The 12758-nt window shown below is 40.1% G+C and carries 9 protein-coding genes and 1 pseudogene; 7 read left to right on the forward strand and 3 right to left on the reverse strand.

Translation table 11 applies throughout. The annotated features are described in order from the left end of the window. Window position 1: 1 nt before the first annotated feature. Together H5187_RS18005 and H5187_RS18010 are read right to left on the reverse strand one after the other, a co-directional pair. A complete protein-coding gene (locus H5187_RS18005; protein ID WP_182740608.1) occupies window positions 2–712 on the reverse strand; it encodes an ABC transporter ATP-binding protein in 711 nt (236 codons plus the stop codon). A 27-nt stretch (window positions 713–739) separates the two neighbouring features. Continuing rightward, window positions 740–1993 carry an efflux RND transporter periplasmic adaptor subunit gene (locus H5187_RS18010; protein WP_182794884.1) on the reverse strand — a complete coding sequence of 418 codons (1254 nt, stop codon included), beginning with the start codon at window positions 1991–1993 and terminating at the stop codon, window positions 740–742. Between the two features lie 791 nt (window positions 1994–2784). Between H5187_RS18010 and gltB the strand changes: the two genes are divergently transcribed. The 3 genes from gltB (at window position 2785) to H5187_RS18025 (ending at window position 9656) form a co-directional block, all read left to right on the forward strand. Continuing rightward, complete coding sequence (gltB, locus tag H5187_RS18015; RefSeq protein ID WP_145242134.1) at window positions 2785–7242, forward strand: glutamate synthase large subunit; 4458 nt, start codon at window positions 2785–2787, stop codon at window positions 7240–7242. A 9-nt stretch (window positions 7243–7251) separates the two neighbouring features. Continuing rightward, on the forward strand, window positions 7252–8667 hold the full coding sequence (locus H5187_RS18020; protein WP_182719477.1) for an FAD-dependent oxidoreductase: 1416 nt from the start codon (window positions 7252–7254) through the stop codon (window positions 8665–8667). 470 nt (window positions 8668–9137) lie between these two features. Continuing rightward, window positions 9138–9656: a hypothetical protein gene (locus H5187_RS18025; RefSeq protein ID WP_182719671.1), complete on the forward strand. Its 519-nt coding sequence runs from the start codon at window positions 9138–9140 to the stop codon at window positions 9654–9656. Window positions 9657–9805: 149 nt separating this feature from the next. Here H5187_RS18025 and H5187_RS18030 read toward each other — a convergent pair whose 3' ends face one another. Continuing rightward, window positions 9806–10012, reverse strand: coding sequence for a hypothetical protein (locus H5187_RS18030; RefSeq protein WP_182719672.1), 207 nt, complete (start codon window positions 10010–10012; stop codon window positions 9806–9808). 445 nt (window positions 10013–10457) lie between these two features. Here H5187_RS18030 and H5187_RS18035 point away from each other — a divergent pair, with 445 nt between their 5' ends. The 4 genes and pseudogenes from H5187_RS18035 to H5187_RS24680 all read left to right on the forward strand — a co-directional run. After that, entirely contained in the window at window positions 10458–10841 is a 384-nt protein-coding gene (locus H5187_RS18035) for an immunity 22 family protein (protein WP_182719673.1), read from the forward strand. Window positions 10842–10910: 69 nt separating this feature from the next. Then, window positions 10911–11342 (forward strand): hypothetical protein, encoded by a 432-nt coding sequence (locus tag H5187_RS18040; RefSeq protein ID WP_182794883.1) that lies wholly within the window; start codon window positions 10911–10913, stop codon window positions 11340–11342. Window positions 11343–11513: 171 nt separating this feature from the next. Then, a complete protein-coding gene (locus tag H5187_RS18045) occupies window positions 11514–12035 on the forward strand; it encodes a leucine-rich repeat domain-containing protein (RefSeq protein ID WP_182794882.1) in 522 nt (173 codons plus the stop codon). A gap of 115 nt (window positions 12036–12150) precedes the next feature. After that, window positions 12151–12583 (forward strand): annotated as a pseudogene (locus tag H5187_RS24680) (hypothetical protein); the annotation flags it as partial. Between the last annotated feature and the right edge of the window lie 175 nt (window positions 12584–12758).

The following is a 12758-nucleotide window of genomic DNA, read 5'->3' on the forward strand; positions in this document are numbered from 1 at the left end:
GTTACGCTCCAGCCACATTTTTTAGGTTTTGCGCGCCTTGATACAAGGTAAAGTCGGCAAGTTGACCATCAACCACTTGAATATTACGAGGTGCTCTGCGGGCAAGTTCTGGGTCATGAGTCACCATAATGATGGTCGCGCCGTCACGGTTAATTTGCTCCAGCAATTCCATCACTTGACGTGCCATTAAGCTGTCTAGGTTACCTGTTGGTTCATCGGCTAATAAAAAGCGCGGCTCACCGGCGAGGGCGCGGGCAATCGCTACCCGTTGCTGTTGACCACCTGATAACTGTTGCGGCAAATGTTTAGCGCGTGAAGCTAGACCTACTTGTTCTAAGCACTGTTCAATACGACGTTTACGCTCGCTTGCTTTAATACCTCGGTAGCGCAGTGGCACTTCAATGTTTTCATATAAATTTAAATCAGGGATCAGGTTGAAGCCTTGGAAAATAAAACCAATTTTTTGATTGCGACAATCCGCTCGTTGATTGTCGTTCAGTTTGCCAACATTAATACCATCGAGCAGATATTCACCACTGCTAAAAGGTTCTAACATGCCTGCGATATTTAAAAAGGTGGTTTTCCCGGAGCCACTAGGGCCAGTTACAGCGATAAATTCGCCTTCTTCTACTTGTAAGTTAAAGTCGCGTAATGCATGGGTTTGCACCATTTCTGTTTGATACAGTTTACTAATATTGTTCATTTTAAGCATGAGTTGATCCTTGTAATATGGTTGTTCTTATCTCAGTAATAATGTTGGCGCTTGTTTAAAGTTATCGTAACTGGAGATGATCAGCTGATCGCCTGAGCTAACACCTTGTAGCAATTCTATTGCGTTGATGCTGCTTGCCCCGGTTGTGATATTTACCAGTTGTGCGGTGTCGCCGATAACTTTGTAAACCTGCGTACCACCTTGCTGCATAAACGCACCGCGTTTGATTTGTAAAACGTCATCACGATTTTCTAATAAAATGCGCGCTGTTAATCGCTGGTTTTGGCGAATGCCTTTTAGCTCTTCGTCAAAGCGTACTCGAGTAGTTACTTCACGATTGTTAACTTCCGGCGAAATTGCCGACAACACACCAGTCACTTTTTTTGCCCCGAGTGTGAGCTCAACTTCCATTCCTAAACCGAGTTCGTTGGCGTAACTTTCAGGTACTTGCAGTTGTGCTTCAAAATTACTTAAATCAACCAGCGTCATTAACGGCTGACTTTGGGTAACGGCTTCTTTTTGTTGTACAAGCAGGTTACCAACAATACCGGTGACGCTGGCTTTAATAGTTAAGTTTCTGACTTGACGATTTAAATCATCAACGATCAGTTGTTGGCGAGCGAGATCGCGCTCTGCAGCTTTGAGTTCAAATGCGAGTGTATCTTTAGCAAGTTCAACTTCTTGTTGAGCGTGTTTGTAAGAAAGCTTGGCTCGGGCAAGATCATCAACTGCTTTTTCTAAATCAATTTGGCTGATCAAGTTTTTTTCGATAGAAAGCTTAGCACGGCGATTTTCCCTGTCTGCTGCATTGAGCTCTACTTGGGCGAGATCAAGCGTTTTGGTTAAGCTTAACTTTTGTCGGCGTGCTTCTAAGTGCTTACGTTGTAATTCACCATCAAGGCGGGCTAACACCGATTGTTGCTGTTTTAGTTCATTATTGAGTTCTGGGCTATCGACTAAAGCAATAATGTCATCTTTATTTACTTTATCACCGGCTTTAACTTGTAAATCCACATATCCACGTTCTGGGCTATAAACCTTAGGAGCATTTGCAGCAACAATTTTACCGCTGGCGGCTACATCACGTACTAAACGACTAATATTAACGGTAGCAATCTGTAAAGAAGCCCGCTCAACAGAAATACTACCTTGATTGTTACCCATAAATGCTTGTGCACATAAAGCAAGTACAGCAAGTGATAGCACCAGTACTATTAATGGTTTTTTGTAACTACGTCTTTGCGTAATACTTACATCTTGTCCGCTGGTATCTTTTATCATGAGTGATCCTTAGCTATGTCTATTCTCGCAGTAAGTGATCATCAAGCTCACTACTAAGACAGTGATTGGTGAAACTAAAAATAAACTGAGAATAAACATAAGTTGTGTCCTGTAATTATCTTTTAATGTTTATTCGAATATCATGCCAAAATTTAATGTTATGATTTTAATGAGATAATTATTTATTTTTAAATTATTTGGTGTCCGCGGACATAAATTGTGTCCGCTGCGGACACTTTGCTATGGCGGCTAAGAAGCTGTCGCAGGCGTCAACAGGGTGAGCAAGCTAAAGACTTACTAACTAGCGTAAATTATGCAAAATGTGACTGTTGTGATGATAATTATGCATTAATTAGTGGTTTTAAATTTACCCATAAAAAGACATTGAAAAGAGTATTTACTCTAATGTGCGCTGTGGTATCGACCTTGAACGACAGCAAAGAGATTCAATAAAAAAGAAAGCATTTATTTTCGCTACATAACTCAGTGAATATTTATTCATTTTCACACCGGTTTACGTTAACGTAAACTGCAGGTTTGTGGTACGGTTATTTTACAACTTGTTAAATATGACACCAGTGTCATAAAAAAATAACGGGTAAAATATCGCTAAATGTTAAAAATAGGCATGAAATAAAAAGATTGTGTTGTGGTGAGAAATATTCAAGAATGTGAATATGTATTCAAAGCGCTATTGACTCAATGTACAATTGGCGATAGTTTTGACTGTCTGCTAGCAAACCGTCGAGAAGGTCATTCATAGCTAGTTGTTGTAGCAAGGGGAGGGGTCTATGTTATACGACTCAAAATTAGAAAAAGATAATTGTGGCTTTGGCTTAATAGCCCAAGTTAATGGTCAGGCAAGTCATCGTTTAATTCGTACAGCGATCACTGGCTTAGACCGTATGGAACACCGTGGTGGTATTTCTGCTGATGGTAAAACAGGCGATGGCTGTGGCTTATTATTACAAAAGCCAGATAGCTTTTTTCGTGCTATTGCCGCTGAAAAAAATTGGCACTTGGGTAAAAATTATGCCGTTGGCATGATTTTCCTAAACTCAGATCCAGTACTTGCGCAAGCTGCAAAAGATATATTGAGTGAAGAACTCGAAAAAGAAACCCTCAATATTCAAGGTTGGCGAATTGTGCCAACAGATGAATCATGTTTAGGGCCAATTGCAATCAAGCAGTTACCTAAATTTGAACAGATTTTTGTTAATGCACCAGAAGGCTGGCGCCCAAAAGATTTAGAGCGTCGTTTATACGTTGCGCGCCGTCGTGCTGAAAAGCGTTTAAGCGAAGATGAAGGCTTTTACATTGCCAGCTTGTCTGGGTTAGTAACTATCTACAAAGGCTTAATGATGCCGGTGGATTTGCCTAACTTCTATTTAGATTTAGCCGATATCCGCATGACCAGCGCAATTTGTGTATTTCACCAACGTTTTTCAACTAATACACAACCGCGTTGGCCTTTGGCTCAGCCGTTCCGCTATTTAGCGCACAATGGTGAAATCAACACCATACAAGGTAACCGCCAGTGGGCTCGTGCTCGTTCATATAAGTTTGCATCGCCGCTTATTCCAGATTTGCAATCAGCAGCACCCTTTGTCAATGAAACCGGCTCAGATTCATCAAGCCTAGATAATATGCTTGAGTTGTTTTTAGCTGGTGGCATGGATTTATTCCGTGCTATGCGAATGCTAGTACCACCTGCATGGCAGAAAAACCGTGCGATGGATGATGACTTACGTGCATTTTACGACTTTAACTCTATGCACATGGAACCATGGGATGGCCCTGCTGGTATTGTGATGTCTGATGGGCGCTTTGCCGCGTGTAACTTGGACCGTAATGGTCTGCGTCCTGCACGTTATGTGATCACTCAAGATGGCTTTATTACCCTCGCTTCTGAAGTGGGTATTTGGGATTACACTGCGGATGAAGTGGTTGAGAAAGGCCGCGTTGGCCCTGGTGAGCTATTAGTTATTGATACTCAGTTAGGTAAAATTTGGCACTCAGACGAAATTGATCGCGATCTTAAATCTCGCCATCCATACAAAGCATGGCTTGAGGCCAATGTTAAGCGCTTAACGCCGTTTGAGCAGTTATCAGAGCAAGATGCGGGTAACCGTTCATTTGATGATGAAACGTTACTGAAATACCAAAAAATGTTTGGTTACACCAATGAAGAACTTGATAGCGTTATTCGCGTGATGGGTGAAATTGGCCAAGAAGCAACCGGTTCAATGGGAGATGACACGCCATTTGCAGTGCTTTCTGAAGGTAACCGTTCATTGTTTGATTACTTCCGTCAAAAGTTTGCTCAGGTCACGAATCCGCCAATCGATCCACTGCGTGAAAACCATGTAATGTCGCTGGCGACCTGTATCGGTAGTGAGCAAAACGTGTTTAATGAGACGACCGGGCACGCTAAGCGCCTACAGTTTGATACGCCAATCCTAATGTATGCAGACATGCAACAATTATTGAGCGCTGATCAGGCTCATTACAGCTATTGCAAAATCGATATCACCTACAGCAAAGAAGAAGGCCTTGGTGATGCAGTAATCCGTATTTGTGACGAAGCGCAAGAAAAAGCAGCTGGTGGCTGTGTCATGTTGTTTTTGAGTGACCGTAATTTTGATGAGAATAAATTACCAATTCCTGCCGCTATGGCTGTTGGAGCGGTACAAAAGCGTTTAGTTGATAACAATTTACGTTGTGAATCAAATATCATCATTGAAACAGGTAGTGTCCGTGACGCGCATCAATTTGCGGTATTAATTGGTTTTGGTGCAACGGCAATTTACCCGTACTTAGCATATGAATCACTGGTTGCGATGAGCGACTCTAAAGTGATCAACAAGAGCTATTGCCAAGTTACGCTTGCTTATCGTAATGCAATCAACAAAGGCTTGTACAAGATCATGTCAAAAATGGGCATTAGTACCGTGGCATCGTATCGTTGTTCAATGTTGTTTGAAGCAGTTGGTTTGTCGGATGCAATTGTTGATACCTGTTTTAATGGTGTGGCAAGTCGCATTAAAGGCGCGTGTTTTACTGATTTTGATGATGACCAACGCAAGTTACATACTTTGGCATTAAGTAAACGTAAATTACTCAGCCATGGCGGCTTATTAAAGTATGTGCATGACGGCGAGTATCACGCGTACAACCCAGACGTCATTCAAACGTTACAAAAAGCGGTGCGCTCAGGCGAATATTCTGATTACAGCGTATACGCAGATCTTGTTAATAAGCGCCCAATTGCCACATTACGTGACATGCTTGCACTGAAACTGCCAGCAGAGGGGATCAGTATTGATGATGTTGAGCCTGCAACTGAGCTATATAAGCGTTTTGACTCGGCGGCAATGAGTATCGGTGCATTATCGCCAGAGGCGCATGAAGCGCTTGCAATTGCGATGAACCGCTTAGGTGGCTGTTCAAATTCAGGTGAAGGCGGCGAAGACAAACTACGCTATGGTACCGAGAAAAACTCTCGTATCAAGCAAGTCGCGTCAGGTCGTTTTGGGGTAACACCACATTACTTACGCAGTGCTGACGTTATTCAAATTAAAGTAGCGCAAGGTGCAAAACCAGGTGAAGGCGGGCAATTGCCGGGCGAAAAAGTAACCCCGTATATTGCTAAGCTTCGTTACTCGGTACCGGGGGTGACCTTAATTTCGCCACCACCGCATCACGATATTTATTCGATTGAAGATTTAGCTCAGCTTATTTTCGATTTAAAACAAGTAAACCCTAAAGCGTTGATCTCAGTAAAACTAGTATCAGAGCCAGGTGTGGGCACAATCGCCACTGGTGTTGCTAAAGCATATGCTGATTTAATTACTATTTCAGGCTATGACGGCGGTACTGGCGCAAGCCCGCTAACGTCGGTTAAATATGCGGGTAGCCCGTGGGAGCTTGGTCTTGCTGAAACACAACAAGCGCTGGTTGAAAACGGTTTACGTCATCGTATTCGTTTGCAAACTGATGGTGGTTTAAAAACCGGCCTTGATATCATCAAAGCAGCTATTTTAGGTGCAGAGAGCTTTGGTTTTGGTACGGGTCCTATGGTTGCGCTTGGTTGTAAGTACCTGCGTATTTGCCACCTAAATAACTGTGCAACCGGTGTAGCAACGCAAGACGAAACATTGCGTCAAAAACATTTCCATGGCCTACCAGAAATGGCGATGAACTACTTTAAGTTTATTGCTCAAGAAGCCCGTGAAATTATGGCAAGCCTTGGGGTTGCCAAACTAACAGACTTAATCGGTCGTCTTGATTTACTCGAAGCGATTGAAGGTAAAACTGCAAAACAGCAAAAAATTGATTTATCGTCAGTGATTGCACAGCCGAATAACCCAACTGGTGAAACCTTATACTGCAGCGCACCTAATACGTCACATTATTTAGGTAAGTTGAATGAAACCTTACTTGCTAAAGCTCAACAAGCAATTGATGAGAGCAGCGGTATTTCACTGGTCAGCCGTATTTGTAACACTGACCGTTCAGTGGGCGCGATGTTATCGGGTTATATAGCCGATAAGCATGGCAATCAAGGCATGGCGGCTGATCCTGTCTCGATTGAGTTACACGGAACCGCTGGTCAATCATTTGGTGTATGGAATGCTGGTGGCCTAGAAATGACCCTAGTCGGCGATGCTAACGATTACGTAGGCAAAGGCATGGCGGGCGGTAAGCTGGTTATTCGCCCACCACTGGGTTCGTCATTTGAAAGTCACAAAGCGACCATCGCAGGTAATACCTGTTTATATGGTGCAACGGGTGGCAAGCTGTTTGCTGCAGGTTGTGCTGGAGAGCGTTTTGCGGTTCGTAACTCAGGCGTGCAAGCGGTTGTTGAAGGCGTAGGTGATAATGGCTGTGAGTACATGACCGGTGGCGTAGTTTGCGTGCTGGGCAATGTAGGCGTGAACTTTGGTGCAGGTATGACCGGTGGCTTTGCCTATATTTTGGATGAGCGTAATGACTTTGAAAAACGCATCAATCCAGAGCTAGTCGAAGTGGTGCTGTTAGATGAGCTAGCGTCACACCAAGAGCATTTGCGTGGTCTAATTGCTGAGCATTTAGAACTAACAGGCTCAAGCCGTGCAGAAACTATTTTAGCCAGTTTTGAAACGTATTTACCAAAATTCAAACTAGTTAAGCCAAAATCAAGTGATGTGAAAAGTTTACTCGGGCATCGCGCTCGTAGTAGTGCTGAACTTCGTGTTCAAGCACAGTAAGGGGGTAGTATGAGCGAGAATGTATATCAATTTATAGACGTGCAGCGGGTTGATCCCCGCAAAAAGCCAATTTCGTCACGTAAAAAATCATTTGTTGAAATTTACGAACCCTTTTCAGAGAAGCAAGTAAACTCACAAGCGGACCGCTGCCTAGATTGTGGTAATCCGTATTGTGAATGGAAATGCCCAGTGCATAACTATATCCCACAGTGGTTAAAGTTAATTCGTACTGGCCGTATTCTTGAAGCTGCGGAGCTATCACACCGCACAAATAGTTTACCAGAAGTGTGTGGCCGGGTGTGCCCGCAAGATCGTTTGTGTGAAGGTTCATGTACATTAGACGAAGAGTTTGGTGCAGTAACAATCGGTAATATTGAAAAATATATTACTGATACTGCATTTAAAATGGGCTGGAAGCCTGATATGTCGTACGTGGTATGGACCGATAAAAAAGTAGCTATCATAGGTGCCGGCCCTGCAGGCCTAGGTTGCGCTGATATTCTAGTGCGTAATGGTGTAAAACCAGTGGTATTTGACCGTCATCCAGAAATTGGTGGCTTGCTTACTTTTGGTATACCATCGTTCAAACTTGAAAAACAAGTCATGCAAAAACGTCGTGAAATTTTCACCGAAATGGGGGTTGAGTTTAAACTTAATACTGAAGTCGGTGTTGATATCACTATGGATGAAATATTGGCCGAATACGACGCAGTATTTTTGGGAGTGGGGACTTATCAAAGCATGCGTGCTGGCCTTGAAAACGAAGATGCACCAGGTGTACATGATGCATTACCGTTCTTAATCGGTAATACCAACCGCGTAATGGGCTATGATGAGTCTAACCAAGCTTATCTTGATATGGCTAACCAAAAGGTTGTGGTACTTGGTGGTGGTGATACCGCGATGGACTGTGTACGTACCTCAATTCGTCAAGGTGCGGCAAAAGTAATCTGTGCTTATCGTCGTGATGAAGAAAACATGCCAGGTTCAAGACGTGAAGTGAAAAACGCCAAAGAAGAAGGTGTTGAATTTACTTTTAACGTGCAACCAACCGGTATCGTACTAAACGACAACGGCCATGTTGCAGGCGTACAAATGGTGAAAACCCAAATGGGTGAACCAGATGAAAAAGGCCGTAGCAGAGCTGAAGTGATCCCGGGTTCTGAGCATGTGATTGAAGCCGACCAAGTACTCATGGCGTTTGGTTTCAAACCACACAAAATGGATTGGTTAGAAAAGTACGATGTAGAAATAAACCACTGGGGCGGCATTAACGCACCAGAACAAGGTGAATTTACCCATCAAACAACTAACCCTAAAATCTTTGCTGGCGGCGATATAGTGCGCGGCTCAGATTTAGTAGTCACAGCAATCTTCGAAGGGCGTAACGCCGCCGAAGGGATCATGGACTACTTGAAAGTGTAACGTTTTAAAGGTTTAAGAATGTAAAAAGCAAGCCAGATGGCTTGCTTTTTTTATGGCTTGGATAGTAGAGTTTTAAGCGCTAAGTCGTAAGTTTTAAGTTTACTCGGTGTTAAATTAAGCAACGTAGGTAGGGTGACAACTAAACCCAACGAAAAAATAGCTAACCAGTTAACACAGGCAAGAGGAACTAAGAAATGATAGACCCTTTTCTTTTGATGATATAATTCTGAATTGCGATGATACTCAGAAACAAAGCTGAAGATTATTTATCATGCTGCTGCCTTTTAATACACTTTGTTTATGGTCAGAATTGCGCGGTGACTGAGTATCGTTAATTCCCCTCTCACATTTTACGCCCAATTAGATTAGTGTTGGCACTATGGTGATAAATGAATTGTTTTTATTGAAAAAGATAAATTAAAAAATAATGATTTTAGTTATTTAAAAAAGTGATGCAGGTTAAGCTACATATGGATGAACCCAAGAAAAAATTAAAGCAGCATTTAGAGACGTATACACCGACTTGTATTGCTATTTTTAAACGCTTTATTTCGAAGTACGAAATCACGATGAAAAATGAGACCGGACGTGTAGAGTGTATTTGCGAAGTGTTTGATGAGCATAAGTTAGCGCTGACATTTATTACCTGTACTGATATGGCAAACCATAGCCAAGTGCTTGAGGATTGCGATGAAGCTTTTATGGCGAAACATGAGTTTATCAGTCGCGAATATCATGCACAGTATATGGCTTATTTAAAACAGTATATTGCAAAAAATGATATTGATGAAGATGAGTGTGATGCTTATGATAGTATCAGCGAACCCATTATTATTGAATGGCTGTCACAATGTTGGTTGATGGCTAATAACGATAATAACTCAGACTATAATCTTTTTTATTTTATACACCGTTATCCAAATGAACCGATAATAAACTTAGTTAATCAAGAAAAATTATCGCTATATGAGTTAAATAGTGATAGGTAGATAACGTGTGTGTTTGGGCTCATATAATAACAATAGGTTGAGTGTATGAATCTTATGAAAAATGTGATGAAACTGACTTTTGATAATATCACCTTATCTATAACACAAGAATGCCAGTTTTTTCGATATAAGAGCAAAGCGCCATATGGTTATAAATCCCAACTCATAGCTTGCATACTTAATAGTCCCGCTGTTTCCTGTTGATCCATATCATCCTTATACATTTGCCTAGCTATAGTGAATACTTCATAAGTTAGGCCGTAGCTTCTTACGTATTCTATAAAATCTAGTAACTCAAACCTATCTACGTCGCCGTTTATTAGTTTATCTTTAAAAAACTGTATATCGTCATCCATCTAGTTCTCTTTTAATTAGCACATAACAAAAACATCAAAATGATTTAGTACGTTTTTGCAATTGTTAAGGATGTTTATTATTATCACTTAGTTAAATATTAAAGATAAGCTAAATTTATGTGTTTGATACTTTTATATTTGAATATGAGTATAGTATTACAAAATGGAGCTAACTTTACAGCTAGTAAATACTTGTCATTAGTGACTGAATAGTGATTTTTATCAATGTTACTACAACCAACTTACATCTCATTGTGAAATTCACTAATTTTTCTACTGTTAAGTAGGCAGCGTTTCAACGTAACTAATTATCAGTTATACTGATAATGAAATTCAATGATTATCAGTAATCTAAGCAGGATTAATAATCCTTAGTTTTGCTCCTTCGTTGTATATTCAACTAATAATTTCTGCTTGTAAACGAGGTTTGACAAAGGAGTCAATTATGAAAAGTCGTGAAGTTTCGCACTTTTTTCTTGGAAGAGTTTCTGATCATTCAAAATACAATTCCTTCCTTGAAGAGCGTTATGGTTTTGATGATGATATTCCTCTTTCAAAATTTTGCGAATCACAGGGAGAAGTTTTTATCGATCATGACTTCATGGAAATTGGATCAAGAGATCAGGAGTCTTCATTAGAAACTTTTTTTAAGCCGTATTCATATTCTGAGCATTGGTTGCATGATGTTATTAAAACAGCAGAGGAATTTGAATTATTAGATGCTAACGTGCTTCTATTTTTATCAAAGGAAGAAATTGATAGGCCAAGAACAGTCAAAGGTGATGGATTTGAATTGATATATATGGGTGAGTTTAGTTATCCCACTTAAAGTATGGAGAGCTATTCGGATAGCAATTTTATAGATATGGCTAAATAGTTTTATATGTATTGGGGTAGTATGAAATATTTCTCAAGTATTATGGCGTTGTTAATTTCGTTTCACCTTATTGCTCAAGAAATTAAAGTTAATTCAGGAAAGTATTCAGACTACTATCATATAAAATATGAAATTACTTCAGGCAAGTATTCTGTAAACACTGAATATGGATTCATTAAAGGGGGTCAATTTAAAGTGTTTGTGCCAAAAGAGTACTTTCCGATCACGGCGCCAATGTGCAAAAAAAATATCATAATTCGTATGCCTTACTCTAACTCTGAAAAACGTAAACGTGCTCTTTACAACGCACTATTATTGTCAAAAACGACGACCGTTATATTAGAGCTAAATCCGTATGTTAAAGTCTTACAAAAAGAGCCATTACAGGTTGAGTTAGAAAACTGTAATGTATTTTTTAGGCATAAAGCGGGGGATTACTTTGATCAGCTCTAAAATACGTGATAGATAATTCACGCGGTTGATGCTTTACACACTTGAAAGTCTCTTAGTTTCTGTGTGAGTTAAAATTACTCAAAGATGACTTTAAGTCGTATATTTGATTAACTTACTTGATCTATTTGACATAAATTTTAAGTGGAAACTTATATAAAAATTAGGATCGTAATGGAAAACTTAACGAATGAATCTTACACTTTTAAAGATATCGACGACAAAATTGTAATTTTAGATTATATAGGGGATTCTAAAGACGTTGTTATCCCTGATTATATTAATAACAAACCTGTGGTTGCAATTATGCGTGAAGCGTTTGACAATAAAAAGCTTGAAGCTGTTGTGTTACCAAAGTATTTAGAATTTATAGATGAAGATGCCTTCTATCAAAACCACATTAAAGAAATTGTTATTCCTGCTAGCGTTATAAAAATTGGTGGTGGGGCATTTGGACGTAATAAAATAGAAAAGCTGACTATTGAAGCGGAAATAGATTTTCTTCCTATGTTTTGTTTTGTCGGGAATAACATAGAAAACTTGACTATACCGGCTTCTGTAACGTCAATTAGTAATGACTGCTTCGGTGAAAATAAATATCTTAAAAAAGTTACTTTGCCTGAATGTTTATTAGAGGATAAAAAGAATATATTTTATGGTTGTGATATCGACAACATTACTTTTATTCCAATTTAAAGAGCTCGATTTATAGAAAGACGAAGGTCTATAACTCTTTGTTGCCTACATGGATGTGGGTAAGGGACGCGGTAGTTTAATTGCTCGATTTTTTACTTGGCCCACCAGGTTATAAATCTCGCGCCGCGATTACCCCCATATTGAACGAATTTTAATCCGCAAGGGGTGGGTTGAAGACAGGTTACTAGAATTGACTAAGGTATTTTGCATTGATGTATGTACTTATGCAGTCATGAGTCAATCAGAGCTCATCTTTTTTAACCAAGCGGTTGAACAATACCGAGAGCGCTTAGTAAGCATCAGTTGGTTTATGAAGATATTAAATGAAGACAGTGCCTGCCAGTAAAGCGAATAAAGAAGATAACTGCACAGGGCGCTTTTATTCGCTGCCATCCGTGGCGCTCACACTTCGGGCTGCCTAATGGCATTCAAATTTATTCTCTATAAATTTGTGGGAAGGATGCTTCAAGTCACAAGCGCTTCTTGATGAAGCTGCAGAGGCATTCTGTATGGTATATGTTGATTTAGACCCTATCAGGGCCAAAATGGTGCGTATTCTCATGACTTTGATCACCGATTCTCATCAGCTTTGATCACCTGATTTATCATTTTGTAGAGCCGTTTTTAAATTAGCTTAACTGATCATCATCAGTCAATTTATTTAACTGTTTTCGTATCGATTCTCCTTTTAAGTTCAACTTAATTGAACCATGAATTAGCCTA

Source organism: Pseudoalteromonas sp. SG44-1 (assembly GCF_014164315.1).
In the GTDB taxonomy this organism is placed as follows: Bacteria; Pseudomonadota; Gammaproteobacteria; order Enterobacterales; family Alteromonadaceae; genus Pseudoalteromonas; species Pseudoalteromonas rhizosphaerae.